The sequence below is a fragment of the Luteibacter sp. ME-Dv--P-043b genome (assembly GCF_030209605.1).
GTDB lineage: Bacteria > Pseudomonadota > Gammaproteobacteria > Xanthomonadales > Rhodanobacteraceae > Luteibacter.
Window position 1 is genome coordinate 1 of record NZ_JARVRT010000032.1, and the last position, 14606, is coordinate 14606.

Sequence of the window (14606 nt, forward strand, 5' to 3'; positions counted from 1 at the left end):
GACTCCATGGCACGGAACGGTAGAGGCCTGAAAAAGACAGTTGCTCCTACACACCTTTGCGCGGATAACGCATACCGATGCGCGAACCAACCATGTGTAAACGAAAAACCCGCCTCATGGGGCGGGTTTTTCAGAGGTCCTGGTGGTATTGGACGTAGGGTGTTCGGGACTGGTCGGGCTCGGGCCCGGCGGGCAATGTGGGGGCATTGCCGGACGACCACACGTTCTGTGCGCCGACCGACAGCTCGCCACGCCAGGGCAGCCGGAAGGTCACGCCAAGGTCGACAGCGCTCCAGCGGCGGTCCGGGTTGAGGCCATTCACGATGTTGGCTTCCGGCTGCATGGTGCGGCCGGTGATCGCACCGGAGATGGGGCCGCGGTCGACGCCGAAGCTCAGGGCCTTCTGGTCAACCGAACCGATGCCCAGCAGGTTACCGGGCAGGAGCCGGATGCGACCGACACTGGCGCCCAGGTCGATACCGCTGCGCGCGCCCAGGTCGACCCGGCCGTGTGCGTTGAGTTCGGTGCTGGAGGACAAGGCATTGACCGGCAGGCCCGAGGCCGTCGCCAGACCCGGCAGGACACGCGGCAGCGCGGCGCCGCCGCCCGTGGGCCGGCTGGAACCGACGCCGAGGCCGACGCTGTAGCCCGTGCCGCGGAACGTGGCGCCGACTTCGCTACCGACGATGCGCGGCGGTGCCCCAGGCGTGTAACAGCGGCTGTCGAGGCTGCTGGACGCGGCGGTGGCACAGGACGCGGCGGTGTTCGCCCAGCCCTGCCCACTCACGCTGGCATGCGCCTGGAGGCGAGGGCCGAGGTCGTACTGCAGGCCGCTGGCAAGGAACGGACCCGCATCCACGGCATGCAGCGCCAGCGGCTTGGACGGATCGGCGCGGTCATCGGCCTGGAGGGCCAGCATCCGGCCGTCGGGGGCGCGCCACAGTGGCAGCGAGCCCGCGTTGGTCCGGGCGTAGGCATCCGGCTGCTGCGACAGCAGACGCGTGGCCGTGGCATCCGAGCCCACCGACGCGGTCTGCCCTGCCGCGGCGAGCGGCATCAGCAGTAGCAAGGTGAGTACGGATCGGCGCATGAAAGGTCTGGTGGTCAGCGGCTGATGGTTGCCTCCCCGTGCCCCCGTCATCAGCCCGACGGAGACGATTGGGACTATACCCCGTTTTACTTTTTACTAACACCCCGAGAAGGCTGGGGTTCAGGAAAAAGCTTAGCTGCCGTTTATGACGAGTGGGGGACCGGACGCGTGGGGCACAACGGATTCGGCGCCGGGCCGGCCATCGCACGGCCGTCGTAACGCATATAGACTCACCCAATCATGACCGGAATCCTTGTCAGGCGATGACCATAGCTCCATCCCCTAGCCCGACGACGTTGACCCCCGGTATGGGGGAGGTCGAGCCGTTGCACGACGCCGTCGAGCGCCTGCTGCGGGCCGCGGACCCTGAAGGCATCCGCGACGAGTGCGAATCCTTCGCGCGCTGCCTGTTGCCGGACGCCCGGGTGTTCTGGCGCCAGACCGAGGATGCCCCGACCCGAGCTGGCACCGTGATCGCACTGGGCGCCGATCCCCAAACCGGACGCAGCCTCGACTTCGCCATCGACGACGATGCGCCTGCCTGGACCGATCTCATCGCGTGGATGGGTCGCCTGGCCTCCGCACGCCTGCGCCAGCTGGCCGAAACCGCCAGCCTGTATGAAGCCATCTCGCGCCTGGCGCTTGCCGAGCGGCTGCAGCGTGCGCTCTACGCCATCGCCGAGCAGGCCGGCGCCGAGCACAACATGAAGGACATGATGAGCGCGCTGCACGGCATCGTCAGCAGCCTCATGTACGCCGAAAATTTCTTCATTGTCCTGTACGACGCGCAGAACCGTACGGTGCGCTTTCCGTATTTCGTGGACACGCTGGACGACGACATCCCCGATCCCGAGGGCATCCAGCTGATCGACGCGATCGAGAACTCGCTGACCTGGCACGTGCTGATGAGCGGCCGGTCCATGATGGGCGCCAGCAACGAGCTGGAAAAAAGCCTGCCCAGCCGGCGCGTGGCCATCGGGCCGCCCAGCGACGACTGGCTGGGCGTGCCGATGAAACGGGGCGACGACGTGGTCGGGGCGCTGGTCGTTCAGAGCTACCGGGACGATACACGCTACACCGAGAACGACCGCGACCTGCTCACCTATGTCGCCCAGCACGTACAGACGGCACTCGAGCGTCGCCAGGCACACGAGGAACTGGAACGCCGCGTCACCACGCGTACCGCCGCCTTGCGCGAGGCCAACCGCGTGCTGCGTCAACAGGTGCTGCAACGCCAGCGCGGCGAGCGCCTGCAAGCCGCCCTGTTCCGCATCGCCGAGCTGGCCAACACGTCCGACAGCATCGAAAATTTCTACGCCGCCGTGCATCGCGTCATCGGCGGCCTGCTGTACGCACGCAACTTCTATATTGCGCTGCTCTCGGAAGACCAGAACAAGCTGACCTTCCCCTATTCCGTGGACGAACTGGACGGCTCGCGTGAACCGCGTGAACTGGGCCGCGGCCTGACCGAATTCGTCCTGCGCAACGGCAAGGCCCTGCTGGCCGACCGCGAGGAAATCGACCGCCTCAACCGCGACCACGTGCTCTCCACCAGCGGCGCGCGCTCGCTGCACTGGCTGGGCGTGCCGTTGATCTGGAACGAGAAATCCATGGGCGTGCTGGCGGTGCAGAGCTACTCGCCCGAGCACACCTACAGCGCACGCGACCAGGAACTGCTGACCTTCGTCAGCTACCACATCGCCAACGCCTTGCAGCGCAAATACACCACCGAATCCCTCAAGCAGGCGTATGCCAGCCTCGAACGCCGTGTGACCGAGCGTACGCGTGCGCTCGCCCTGGCCAACCGCGACCTGCGCGAGCAGATCGCCGAGCGTGAGCGCGTCGAGCGCCGCCTCAAGTACGAAACCCTGCACGATTCGCTCACCGGCTTGCCCAACCGCACGCTCTTGCTGCAACGCCTGGAACAGGCCCTCAACCATTACCGGGAAAACCCGGGCGAGCTGTTCGCGGTGCTGTTCATCGACCTGGACCGCTTCAAGGTCATCAACGACTCGGTGGGTCACCTCGTCGGCGACGACCTGCTCTTCCAGGTTGGCGGGCGGGTGCGCGCCTGCCTGAAGACACGCGACGTGGTGGCGCGCCTGGGCGGTGACGAATTCGCCGTACTGGTCGAGGGCATCACCGATCCACAGGCCGCCACGCAGATCGCCGAGCGGATCATCGCGCAGTTGCAGACGCCGTTCCGGCTGGGGGCGAAGGAGATCTTCACCTCCGCATCCATCGGCATCGCGCTGCCCACGCCCGAGTACACGCGGCCGGAAGAACTGCTGCGCGACGCCGATTCGGCGATGTACCGCGCGAAGGACGAAGGACGCCACCGCGCGGCCATCTTCGACGATCGGCTACGGCGCGAAGCGTTGTCGCTGCTCGAACTGGAAGGCGACCTGCGCCGGGCGATCGCCCGTAACGAGTTCGTGCCGTTCTTCCAGCCCATCGTCGAGCTGGAAAACCTGCGTGTGGTGGGCTACGAAGCCCTGCTGCGCTGGCGCCATCCGGAGCGCGGCCTGCTTCCGCCCGGCGAGTTCCTGGCGGTGGCCGAAGATACTGGTTGCTCCGAAGCGATCGACTGGCAGATCTTCGAGCAGGTCGCAAGGCAGGCCCGCGCGCTCACGCGCGACGAGGGCTTCATCAGCATCAACGTCTCGGGAAGCCACTTTCGTTCGCCCGACCTCGACCAGCGCCTGCTCGACCTGTTCGCCCAGCATGGCGTACCCGCACGATGCATCCGCGTGGAAGTGACCGAGCGCGCCCTGCTGGAAAATCCGGCCCAGGTGAAACGGATACTGGAGAACCTGCAAGGGCACGGCGTGGGTATCGCGCTGGACGATTTCGGCACGGGCTATTCGTCGTTGAGCTACCTGCACCAGTACCCGATCGAAACCCTGAAGATCGATCGCTCGTTCGTGATCGAGCTGCCCGCCGAAGATGACCAGGCTCACAGCACCGCCGTGGTGCGCGCCATCCAGGCGCTGGCGGATTCGCTGCGGATGCAGGTGATCGCCGAAGGCATCGAGACCGAGTCGCAGATGCGCGTATTGCAGCGCATCGGCTGTCGCTTCGGTCAGGGTTTCCTTTTCGCGCAGCCGCAGCCGGCGAGCAAGTGGCTGGCGGCGCCGCTGTCGTTGGATGCCTGATCCCCAGTTGCTCCTAAAAGGCGATGTAGGAGCGCACGATGTGCGCGATGCGAGGTTGCCGCGCCGTCGCGATGTTGTCTTTGCGGGCTTGCCGCTTCAACGCTTCGTTGGCTTTTCGCGGGCTTGCCGCTTCACCGCTTTGTTGGCTTTTCGCGCACAGCGTGCGCTCCTACTGTAGGGTTTTGGGGGAGGGAGGGGTGTCGGACTGGGTGAGCAGGCGTTCGGCGTCGACGCGGTCGAAGACGTAGCGGGTGGCGCAGAACTCGCAGATCACCTCGATCTCGCCATGGCGATCCTCCAGGGTGGCCTCGACTTCCTCGCGTCCCAGCGCGCGCAGCATGCCTTCCACGCGCTCCTGCGAGCAGGTGCAGCCGAAGGCCAGCGACCTGGGCTCATAAAGGCGCACCGTTTCCTCGTGGTAGAGCCGGAACAGGAGTTCCTCCGGGCGCGTCGTCAGCATCTCGCTGGCGCTCAGCGTCGCGGTCAGGTGGCCGACGCGTTCCCAGGCATCGTCGTCGTTTTCCGCGGCGTCGTGGCCGCCCTCGCCCGGCACGGGCTGCAGGAACAGGCCGACTGCGTGCTGGCCGTCCGCGGCCAGGAGGATGCGGGCCGGCAGTTGCTCGGAGCGCTCGAAGTAGCTTTCCAGCGCCTCGGCCAGCGACGGCGCGTCCAGGTCGACCAGACCCTGGTAGCGACCGCGGTCGATCTGGCCGATGGTGATCGCCAGGGCCGCTTCCGGCAGCGCCCTGAAGTCGAGTTCGCCGCCGGGCGCAAGCTGGTCCGGTTCGAACCGTGCCAGCCCGCGCAGGCGGCCCTTGTCGGTGCATTCGGCGAAGAGCAGGCGCAGTGCGCCCTGGCTCTTGAACTCCAGCGACAGCGAACCTTCGAACTTGATGTTGCCGGTGAGCAACGCGGAGGCAGCCATCGCCTGGCCCAGCAGGTCGCGCAGGGCCGGCGGATACTCCGCCCGTGACGCAATGTCCTGCCAGCTGGCGCCGAGGCGGACGAAGACGCCGCGCACGCCGGCTTTCTCCAACAGGAAGCGGTGCAGGATGTCTTCGGATGCAAGGGTGTCGAGGAGCGAATCGGTCACGGTGGCCTCCGGGTGATCCGACGGGAGATGGGGATGCAGCGCGTCGTCGACAAGCCCGGCACGCGCGCGGCCCTTATACTGCGCCATCCTTCTTCGCCGTGACGCCATGAGCCCGACGCCTCGCTCGCTGCCCCGCCGCCTCGTCCACATCGTCGCGCTACTCGTGGTTTCGTGGGTGGCGTTGTCGTGCCTCGTGGTCGGGGTGCTGCGCTTCGTCCCGCCCTGGACCAGCGCCATGATCATGGAGCGCCGGATCGGCGCCCTGCTCGGCGGCGAGAGCGATTTCACCTACCGCCGCCACTGGGTGCCCTGGGCAGGCATATCGCCGCAGGTCGGCCTGGCCATGGTCGCGGGCGAGGACCAGAAATTCCCCTACCACCACGGCTTCGACGTCGATGCGATCCAGGATGCCATCGACGCCGCCGACGAGGGCAAGCGCTTGCGCGGTGCCAGCACGATCAGCCAGCAGGTCGCCAAGAACCTGTTCCTGTGGAACGGCCGTAGCTTCGTTCGCAAGGGCCTGGAGGCGTACTACACGGTGCTGATCGAAGCACTGTGGTCCAAGCAGCGCATCCTCGAGGTCTACATGAATACCGTGGAGCTGGGCGACGGCGTCTACGGCGTCGGTGCCGCCAGCGAAGCCTTCTTCCACATCACGCCCGACCGGCTGGGCGTGGCGCAGGCGTCCCGCCTGGCTGCCGTGTTGCCCAATCCCCGGCGGTTCCACGCCGATGCGCCCAGCGCCTATGTGCAGCGTCGCGCGGCGTGGATTGCCCAGCAGATGGGCCAGCTCGGCGGACCGGCCTACCTCACGCGACCGGCACCGGCGGCCGGACGCATCCGCTGAGCACACCGATGACCTACTCCCTCGCGATCGTCGTCCCGGCCTATAACGAAGCGCAGGTGATCGACGAATTCCACGCGCGCATGGGCGCCGTGCTCGACGGCCTGGCCGCGGCGTCGCGCATCATCTATGTCGACGACGGGAGTGGCGACGACACCTGGGCGCTGATCGAGGCCATCGCGCAGCGCGACGCGCGCGTGGTGGCGCTGCGCCTGTCACGCAACTTCGGCAAGGAAGCGGCCATGACGGCCGGCCTCGACGTCGCGGACGCCGATGCGGTGGTGGTGATCGACGCCGACCTGCAGGACCCGCCCGAGCTGATCCCCACGCTGGTGGCGCGCTGGCAGGAAGGCTTCGACGTGGTGTACGCGACGCGCGGGGAACGCGACGGCGAAACACGCTTCAAGCGATTCACCTCCGCGGCGTTCTACCGGGTGATGGAGCGCGTGGCCGATACCCCGCTGCCACGCGATACGGGCGACTTCCGCCTGCTCTCGCGTCGCGCCGTGGAGGCGCTGGGTGGGTTGCGTGAGCGCCAGCGCTTCATGAAAGGCCTGTTCGCCTGGATCGGCTACCGGCAGACATCGGTGGTGTACCACCGCGATGCCCGCCATGCCGGCGTCACCAAATGGAACTACTGGCGGCTGGGCAACCTGGCCGTCGAAGGCATCACCTCGTTTTCCACCGCGCCGCTGCGCATCGCCACATGGCTGGGCGTATCAGCGGCCTTGCTCGCCTTCCTCTACGGCTTGTGGGTGCTGCTCAAGGTCTGGCTCTGGGGCGACCCGGTGCGGGGTTACCCGACCCTGATGGTGGTCATCCTGTTCCTGGGCGGCGCGCAGTTGCTGGCGCTGGGCGTCATCGGCGAATACATCGGACGGACCTACGCGGAGTCCAAGCGGCGCCCGCTGTATTACGTGGAGTCGCGCCGCGGGCAGGCGCGTTCACCTGGCCGTGACCCCACCGGACAGCCGCCGGCGTAGACTCGCTGTTTCCGCGGCGGCACGCCGCATGCAGCGGAGTCACGATCATGCAGCAGGTCAGGCATCTTCTCGAAGGCAAGGGCAAGGCGGTCTTCGCCGTGGCGCCCGAGGCGTCCGTGTATGACGCAGTCCGGCAGATGGCGGAAAAGAACGTCGGCGCGCTGGTGGTCATGCAGGGCGACGCGCTGGTCGGCATCGTGTCCGAGCGCGATTACGCACGCAAGGTGATCCTGAAGGATCGCTCGTCACGCGACACGCCGGTGGCCGAGATCATGACGGCCAGTGTGATCACGGTGTCCGTCGACGCCACGGTGGACGAGTGCATGCGCCTGTGCACTGACGGTCGCCTGCGCCACCTGCCGGTGATCGATGGCGAAGCGATGGTCGGCATCGTGTCCATCGGCGACCTGGTCAAGGCGGTGATCTCCGAGCAGAAAGAAACCATCAGCCAGCTCGAGAGCTATATCACCGGCTGATCGTCAGGCTGCTCCGGCAGCAGGTCGGGGGATGTCGCCGCCCGACGCCCCATCTCCGCGGCCACGCAGGCCAGCCCGGCCGCGGTGAGACCGATCGCAGTGATGCCGACGCCCGCGCCGCGCAGGGCGACCAGACCGGTAGTGACCACCAGGTCGCCGAAGCGCCACACCGCGGTCTCGATGAAGTTCTTGCCCTTGTAGCGCACCTCGCGGGGCGTGCGCGTGTAGAGCGCATCGGACGCTGGCTTGGTCATCCCGTAGGTCATGCCACGCGAGCCGACCAGGACGATGGCGATCACCGGAATCGTCCAGCCGCCCACGTGCAGGTCGACCAGCCCGGCCAGCGACAGGCCCAGCAACAGGAGCATGTTGGCCAGCGCCGGCAACACCATCGCCCAGACCACGCCCAGGCCGCGCATGATCATCGGGGTCAGCGTCAGCTGCAGTAACGCACCGAAGCAGTTGGTCCACAGGTCGAGGTCGGCGTAAAAGGCCGTGCGCGCCGCGTTGTCCACGAAGTGGGCCTTGGTGTAATCGGCCATGAGCGTGTAGCCCATGGTGGCGATGCCGTCGCCCAGCAGCATCAGCACCAGCATGTAGCGCAGGAACGGTTGCGAGAACGCGGCCTTGGCGCCCTGCAGGATCGACCCGCCCACCGGCGCGCCGGCGCTGTCGTCGTTGATGTCGCGGCGCCCGGACAGGGCCAGCAACGCGCCCAGCGCCAGCAACAGCAGCGTGGCGGACACCACCAGCATGGCCGGCACACCCAGCCGCTGGACCAGCAACCGGGTCAGCAGGGGGCCCAGCAACGCGCCGGCCATGCCGCCGGCGGCGATGAACGGAAACATGACGCGCGCCTGCTGACTGCGGTACACGTCGGCCATGAAGCTCCAGAACAGCGACACCACGAACAGGTTGAAGACGCTGACCCAGACGAAGAAGATGCGCCCCAGCGACACCGCGCCGATCCGGTCCTGGGCGACGAAGGCCGGGATGAACGCCAGCATGGATGCCGCGAAGAAGAGGTAACTGCTGCCGATGACGCGCTTGCGCGGAAAGCGCGAGACCAGCCAGCCGAACACGGGCGTCAGCGCCAGCATCACCACGAACACGATGGCGTAGAACGTGGGCAGCGATTGCGACCCCGCGGCGCCGGCAAGCTGGTCGCGAACGGGGCGCAGCACGTAATAGGACGTCATCACGAAGAAGAAGGCGATGACGGATAGCGCGAGGGTCCTGCCCTCGCCCAGGGCGACGCGTCGACGGACGTTCACGGGTGGCGGGCGTTCCGCGGGAATCTGCGTCGAGACTAGCACGCCGCTTTCGTTCAGGGAGGTCAAGGCGCATGCGTTGTGGCGAACCCGGAAGTGAAAGACAATGCGGACGACGATGCCGCGCTCGCTGGCATCCCCCTTCCCGCGGCGTGCCCCCACGCCTCGACCGCGCGAGATAAGCATGTCGTTTCGTTCCGCCTCCCTGCTCGCCTGCGCCCTCGCCTGCGCCTCCGCTGTCCCCCTGGCCCTCGCGGCGCCGCCCCCGCAGAAGCCGCCGGTGGTCCATGTCGACCCCGCGTCGGAAAAACTGCCGGCCGAGCGGGTCAAGGACACGATCGAAAACTACAAACGCTGGATGGATGCCGCCGAAGCCCGCGACGCGGCACCGGCTATCGTCACGGCCATCATCGTCGACGACAAGGTGGTCTACGAGCGAGCCATCGGCTATGCCAACGCGAAGACGAAGGAAGCCGCCACGCCGGAAACCGTATTCCGCCTGGCCTCGCTCTCCAAGGCCTTCGCCACCGGCGTCACCGCGGTGCTGGTGCGCCAGGGGTTCCTCAGCTGGGACACCAAGCTGATCGACACCATCCCGTACTTCAAGCTCAAGGACATGCAGGCCGCGCAGCAGGCCACGGTGCGTGACATCCTCGGCCAGCGTCTGGGCCTGCCGCGCAACACCTACGACAACATGCTCGAGGCCGACGCGCCTTACGAGGAGCTGGTCCGCAAGCTCGACGAGGTGGACCTCTCGTGCAAGGTCGGCGCGTGCTACGGCTACCAGAACGTGGCCTTCAGCATGATCGGCGACGTGATCTACGCCACCACCGGTGATTACTTCTTCCGTCAGGTGGAGCGGCGCATCTTCGCGCCACTGGGCATGACCACCGCCAGCTACGGCCGCGATGCCCTCGAGGCCAGCAAGAGCTGGGCACGGCCGCATCGTGGCGGGCCGCACAACTGGATTCCCTACGAGCCCAACGACAGCTACTACCGGGTCGCCCCCGCGGCCGGTGTCAACGCCAGCCTGCGCGACATGGAGCAGTGGTTGATGGCCCAGATGGGTGGACGTCCGGACGTCCTGCCGACACCGTCGCTGGACGTGCTGCATGCGCCCGAAGTAGACACGCCCTCCGAGGTGCACTCGCTGCCCTGGCGCCGTGCACGCGTGACCGAAGCCCACTATGCACTGGGCTGGCGCGTGTTCAAGTACGCCAACGAGGACCTGATCTTCCACGCGGGCGCCGTGTCGGGCTACCGCACCATGATCGGCTTCTTCCCGAAATACCACGCCGGCGTAGTGACCATGTGGAACGGTGCGGGCCCGATACCGGCCGGCCTCATGCCGATGGTGTTCGACAGCCTGCTCGGCCTCAATCACGTCGACTGGGCCGGTGTGGAAGGCAACGTGCGCGCGGCGCCGGTGGCCAAGGCCGCGGCTGCGCCGGCCAAGGCAGCCGCTACGAAGTCGAAGTCGAAGACGAAGGGCAAGGCGGCGCCGGCAAAGAAGACAGCGCCCGCCACCTCGACCAAGAAGAAAAAGAAAGCGTCGGACTGACGCGTCCCCCGGCAGGGGGGACACACGCTTACCGGCCGAGGTTGAACTGCAACCGGCGCCGCAGGGTCACGGCCATCGGCTCGCCGTTGCGCATGGCCGGTTTGAACTCCCAGCGACCCACCGCGTCCATGGCCGAGCGATCGAATACATGCTTGGGCTGTGAATCGACGACGGTGACATTGGACACGGCGCCATCGACGCCTACCGTCAGTTCGACATCCACCCAGCCCTCCTGATTGGCACGCATGGCGGCCGTCGGGTAGCGCGGGCTGATCTGGCGGACCAGCACGGCATCGCTGATCGCACCGCTTTCGGCCGCGGCGGGCCCCGAGGGCGCGGTCGCGGCCTGACGCGTGACCGCGGCGGCGGCCGGGGCGGCCTGCTGCTGCGACTGGGCAAGACGCGCCGCCTGCTCACGTGCCGCCTGCGAACGCTGGGCTTCGGCGGCGGCGGCGGCCTGTTCGGCCTGCTGCTGACGGCTCGCCGCGGCGTTCTGCTGGGCAAGCTGCTGGGCCTTCTGGGCGTCCAGGGCCTGCTGCTGCTCGCGGTCCAGTGTCTTGCGCTGCGCATCCAGCTTCGAGCGCAGGATGGTCAGCGTGTAGTTTTCCGGGTCGGCCTTGGCAAGCAGGTCGATCTCGCGCTGGGCTTCGTTGAAATCACGCTGGTTGATCGTCTGCTCGGTCGCGGCCGAGCCGTAGGAGAAGGTCTCGCGCAGCGCGTCGGCGGCGACGGGGTTACCCGGCTGCTTCTCCAGCACCTTCATGTAGAACTCGAACGCATTGTTGCCGGCGGGCGCCACCAGGCGTTGCTCGTTCATGGCGGTGCGCGCTTCGGCCAGCAGCTGGTCGACGCTCAGGGCATCGACGTTGGCCACGGGCGTCGTGTCACGCGTGGCTGTCGAATTCTGCACGGCGACCGGTGCCGGTGCTTCCGCCTCGTGGGCATCGCGGTAGGGCTTGATGATGAGGAACCAGGCTGCGACGGCAAGCGCGGCGACGATGACGACGACGGCAAGGGTGACGGGACTGATCGCGCCACGCTGGCGGCGGCGCTCGATGGTGCGTAGACGGTTATCCATGGCGGTCGTACGGACTCCGCAAGACGCGCGCCCCCTATGGCTTGACGCGGTGGACCCCCCGTCCCCCGCAGCGCGATGTGGCGACAAGGTAACCGTAATGGCCGCGTGAATCCAGCATGGCCGTCCCACAAATGAATAACCCCGGCAAGCCGGGGTCAAGTTTCGAAGCGTCTCCCCGCGCTGGGCACCGCGGGGAGATAATTCGCAAAGCACGTTCTTATAAGTAGGTAACGCTTACTTGACCTTGGCGGTCCGGGTAGCGCGAGCAACCTTGGCAGTGGCGACTTTCTTGGTGGCGGCCTTACGCGGAGCGGCAGCCTTGCGCGGGGCAGCTGCCTTACGCGGTGCGGCGGCCTTGCGCGGCGTAGCTGCCTTGCGGGCGGTCTTCTTGGCGGCGACCTTGCGGGTGGTGGTGGCCTTCTTGACCGGCGACTTGCGGGTCGAAGCCTTCTTGGTGGCGACCTTGCGGGTCGAGGTCTTCTTGACCGCAGCCTTCTTGGCGGTGGTCTTGCGGACCGGCGACTTGCGGGTCGACGCCTTCTTGGTCGCGACCTTGCGGGTCGAGGCCTTCTTGGCCGGCGTCTTGCGCGCGGTGGTCTTCTTTACGGTGGACTTCTTCGTCGCCTTCTTGGCGGCGGCTTTCTTGGCAGTGGCTTTCTTGGCAGTGGCCATGGTTCGTCTCAGCTCCTCATCAGTTGGCAGTGGTTGCCCAGTAAAAGCATGAAGGAACGCTTCAACCAGCAGATCGCTGTTCGTCGCGTGCCTCAAATTGTTCACCTGGCGGCGTGTACGTTCATCGGATAGCAGGCGGAGGATATGCAGCGGAATCGAGACGGTGATCTTGCGAACCGCACCCGCTTTCGAACCATGCTCCACGTACGGCCTGATGAATTTTTCTGTTTCCATTTCCGGGTTCCCCGTCAATTGACGCAAAAGCTATTCCTCAACATTTCCGCTGTCAATAAATTTTGGCTCTAAATTGAAGACGTTGCGGACACATAACCGACGATCGAACGGACTACACGGTGGCCGTGGGCGTTACCGTCGACGCTGTCGGCGTACTAATGGACTTCCATAACGAAACACGCTGCGACGGAAAGTCCGTTCAGCAAACACCGTAAATAAAGCGTTTTTTATCGCCTTTCCAATAAAAGAGCATGCGCGGCGCGAGGATCGTCGCGCGATATTTTCATACCGGCCGGCGACTGCCTCAGGGGCGAATTCCGGGGATGAACGGAAGACGACTGGGCCGAAAAAAAAATTTCTCCGGAGACGCCCCGCGGACAAAAAAATGCCGGTCGAGGACGACCGGCATCGGGTTGAAGCACGACAGGGGCGATCAGTCGTCGCCGTTTTCGATGAGCTCGGCATACTCGTCGGCCGACATCAGGCTGTCGATTTCGCTCTTGTCGTCGACCTTCAGCTTGAAGATCCAGCCAGCCTCGTAAGGATCCTCGTTGATCGTTTCCGGCTTGTCGCTCAGCGTGGCGTTGACCTCGATGATCTCGCCCGACACCGGTGCGTAGATATCGGAGGCGGCCTTGACCGATTCGACCACGGCGGTGCCGTTGCCGGCCTGCACGCTGCTGCCGACTTCCGGCAGTTCGACGTAGACCAGATCGCCCAATGCGCCTTGAGCATGGTCGGAGATGCCGACGGTGACCGTGCCGTCCTGCTCGACGCGGACCCACTCGTGGGACTTGGCAAACTTCAGATCGCCTGGGATTTCGCTCATGGGGTATTCCTCGTTAGCTCGGGACGGGGGTGCGATAGCGGGTCGGGCCATTGTCGCCGGTCCACGCGTTTCGCGAAAGCATGCAGCGGATCAATCGACGATGCCCGGCATGGGCTGGCCGTCGCGGACGAACGGGAACCTGACCACGCGCACCGGAATCTCGCGGCCGCGGATATCGACCCGGACATCGCCATGGTCACCCGCGGGGACCCGGGCGAAGGCCACCGACTTGCCAAGCGTGGGTGCGAACCCGCCCGAGAGGATCTCACCTTCGCCAATGGCCGTGAGCACTTTCTGGCCGTGACGCAGCACGCCCTTCTCGTCCATCACCAGGCCGATCATGACGCGCGGCACGCCCTGGACCTTCATCGCTTCCAGCGCCGCGCGACCGATGAAGTCGCGTCCCTCGTCGAGCGAGATCGTCCAGGCGAGCGCGGCTTCCCAGGGGCTGACCGTCTCGTCCATGTCCTGGCCGTAGAGGTTCATGCCGGCCTCCAGGCGAAGCGTGTCGCGTGCACCCAGACCCGCCGGGGCGACGCCTGCCTCGCGCAGCAGGTTCCACAATTCGACGACACGACTGTTGGGCACCACGACCTCGAAACCGTCTTCACCGGTGTAGCCGGTGCGGGCGAGGAACAGCGGCATGCCGTTCGGCCCTTCCACCTCGAGGGCGGCGAACTTGCCCAGCTTGCCGGCTTTCTCGCGCACCTCGTCCGGCAGCAGGCCGAGCAGTTTCTGGCGGGCGTTGGGGCCCTGCACGGCGATCATCCCGAACTCGGGGCGCTCGCGCACGGTGACGCCGAACGCGGCGGCCTGCTTCTCGATCCAGGCCAGATCCTTGACGCGCGTCGCAGCGTTGACGACCAGGCGGAAGAAATCCTCGCGCAGGAAATAGACGATGAGGTCGTCGATGACGCCGCCGTTCTCGGCGAGCATGCACGTGTAGAGGGCCTTGCCGCTCTTGGTCAGCTTGTCGACGTTGTTGGCGAGCAGCTTGCGCAGGAACTCGCGGGTGCGCTCGCCGGTGAGGTCGACCACGGTCATGTGCGAGACGTCGAACATGCCGGCGTCCTTGCGGACGGCGTGGTGCTCCTCGATCTGCGAACCGTAGGCGATCGGCATGTCCCAACCGCCGAAGTCGACCATGCGGGCACCGAGTTCGCGGTGGGTGGCGTTGAGTTCGGTCTTGTCGGTCATCGTCTTACCTTGCAGGAGATGGCGGTAGGCAGTAGCCCGGCATTATCGGCCGCGGCGGTGCAGAAGGCCAATCGCGGTGCAGCACGATCGCCGCGCGGGCGCCGGCTCCTGTTAGTGTTCCGC

At 66.3% G+C, this 14606-nt stretch carries 12 protein-coding genes; 5 read left to right on the forward strand and 7 right to left on the reverse strand.

All coding sequences use genetic code 11. The features are described from left to right. Positions 1-130: 130 nt before the first annotated feature. Positions 131-1090, reverse strand: coding sequence for a hypothetical protein (locus QRN34_RS15585; protein ID WP_285405812.1), 960 nt, complete (start codon positions 1088-1090; stop codon positions 131-133). Positions 1091-1398: 308 nt separating this feature from the next. Here QRN34_RS15585 and QRN34_RS15590 point away from each other — a divergent pair, with 308 nt between their 5' ends. After that, positions 1399-4245: an EAL domain-containing protein gene (locus tag QRN34_RS15590; protein WP_285405813.1), complete on the forward strand. Its 2847-nt coding sequence runs from the start codon at positions 1399-1401 to the stop codon at positions 4243-4245. 169 nt (positions 4246-4414) lie between these two features. On the opposite strand, the gene QRN34_RS15595 is transcribed toward QRN34_RS15590, so the two are convergent. Next, positions 4415-5338, reverse strand: a complete 924-nt coding sequence (locus QRN34_RS15595) for an Hsp33 family molecular chaperone HslO (protein ID WP_285405814.1) — start codon at positions 5336-5338, stop codon at positions 4415-4417. A gap of 106 nt (positions 5339-5444) precedes the next feature. On the opposite strand from QRN34_RS15595, the gene mtgA reads away from it, so the two are divergent. From mtgA to QRN34_RS15610, 3 genes are read left to right on the forward strand one after another with little or no spacing between them, the layout of a single operon-like run. Beyond that, positions 5445-6185 (forward strand): monofunctional biosynthetic peptidoglycan transglycosylase, encoded by a 741-nt coding sequence (mtgA, locus tag QRN34_RS15600; protein WP_285405815.1) that lies wholly within the window; start codon positions 5445-5447, stop codon positions 6183-6185. 8 nt (positions 6186-6193) lie between these two features. Further along, positions 6194-7165, forward strand: a complete 972-nt coding sequence (locus QRN34_RS15605) for a glycosyltransferase family 2 protein (protein ID WP_285405816.1) — start codon at positions 6194-6196, stop codon at positions 7163-7165. Positions 7166-7212: 47 nt separating this feature from the next. Continuing rightward, positions 7213-7641: a CBS domain-containing protein gene (locus QRN34_RS15610; protein ID WP_285405817.1), complete on the forward strand. Its 429-nt coding sequence runs from the start codon at positions 7213-7215 to the stop codon at positions 7639-7641. On the opposite strand, the gene QRN34_RS15615 is transcribed toward QRN34_RS15610, so the two are convergent. Further along, positions 7626-8957, reverse strand: a complete 1332-nt coding sequence (locus QRN34_RS15615; protein ID WP_345782910.1) for an MFS transporter — start codon at positions 8955-8957, stop codon at positions 7626-7628. The genes QRN34_RS15610 and QRN34_RS15615 overlap by 16 nt on opposite strands. Positions 8958-9096: 139 nt before the next feature. On the opposite strand from QRN34_RS15615, the gene QRN34_RS15620 reads away from it, so the two are divergent. Continuing rightward, positions 9097-10473, forward strand: coding sequence for a serine hydrolase domain-containing protein (locus QRN34_RS15620; protein WP_285405818.1), 1377 nt, complete (start codon positions 9097-9099; stop codon positions 10471-10473). Positions 10474-10501: 28 nt separating this feature from the next. On the opposite strand, the gene QRN34_RS15625 is transcribed toward QRN34_RS15620, so the two are convergent. The 4 genes from QRN34_RS15625 to gcvT form a co-directional block, all read right to left on the reverse strand. After that, positions 10502-11551, reverse strand: a complete 1050-nt coding sequence (locus QRN34_RS15625) for an energy transducer TonB (protein WP_285405819.1) — start codon at positions 11549-11551, stop codon at positions 10502-10504. A gap of 234 nt (positions 11552-11785) precedes the next feature. Then, complete coding sequence (gene metJ / locus QRN34_RS15630) at positions 11786-12457, reverse strand: met regulon transcriptional regulator MetJ (RefSeq protein WP_285405820.1); 672 nt, start codon at positions 12455-12457, stop codon at positions 11786-11788. A gap of 433 nt (positions 12458-12890) precedes the next feature. Then, a complete protein-coding gene (gene gcvH, locus QRN34_RS15635) occupies positions 12891-13286 on the reverse strand; it encodes a glycine cleavage system protein GcvH (protein ID WP_285405821.1) in 396 nt (131 codons plus the stop codon). A 90-nt stretch (positions 13287-13376) separates the two neighbouring features. Then, on the reverse strand, positions 13377-14483 hold the full coding sequence (gcvT, locus tag QRN34_RS15640) for a glycine cleavage system aminomethyltransferase GcvT (RefSeq protein WP_285405822.1): 1107 nt from the start codon (positions 14481-14483) through the stop codon (positions 13377-13379). Positions 14484-14606: the final 123 nt, after the last annotated feature.

Coding starts and splice junctions, on each gene's coding strand:
- QRN34_RS15585 (WP_285405812.1), bottom strand. CDS start 1,090: ATGCGCCGATCCGTACTCACCTTGCTACTGCTGATGCCGCTCGCCGCG.
- QRN34_RS15590 (WP_285405813.1), top strand. CDS start 1,399: ATGGGGGAGGTCGAGCCGTTGCACGACGCCGTCGAGCGCCTGCTGCGG.
- mtgA (WP_285405815.1), top strand. CDS start 5,445: ATGAGCCCGACGCCTCGCTCGCTGCCCCGCCGCCTCGTCCACATCGTC.
- QRN34_RS15605 (WP_285405816.1), top strand. CDS start 6,194: ATGACCTACTCCCTCGCGATCGTCGTCCCGGCCTATAACGAAGCGCAG.
- QRN34_RS15610 (WP_285405817.1), top strand. CDS start 7,213: ATGCAGCAGGTCAGGCATCTTCTCGAAGGCAAGGGCAAGGCGGTCTTC.
- QRN34_RS15620 (WP_285405818.1), top strand. CDS start 9,097: ATGTCGTTTCGTTCCGCCTCCCTGCTCGCCTGCGCCCTCGCCTGCGCC.
- QRN34_RS15625 (WP_285405819.1), bottom strand. CDS start 11,551: ATGGATAACCGTCTACGCACCATCGAGCGCCGCCGCCAGCGTGGCGCG.
- metJ (WP_285405820.1), bottom strand. CDS start 12,457: ATGGAAACAGAAAAATTCATCAGGCCGTACGTGGAGCATGGTTCGAAA.
- gcvH (WP_285405821.1), bottom strand. CDS start 13,286: ATGAGCGAAATCCCAGGCGATCTGAAGTTTGCCAAGTCCCACGAGTGG.
- gcvT (WP_285405822.1), bottom strand. CDS start 14,483: ATGACCGACAAGACCGAACTCAACGCCACCCACCGCGAACTCGGTGCC.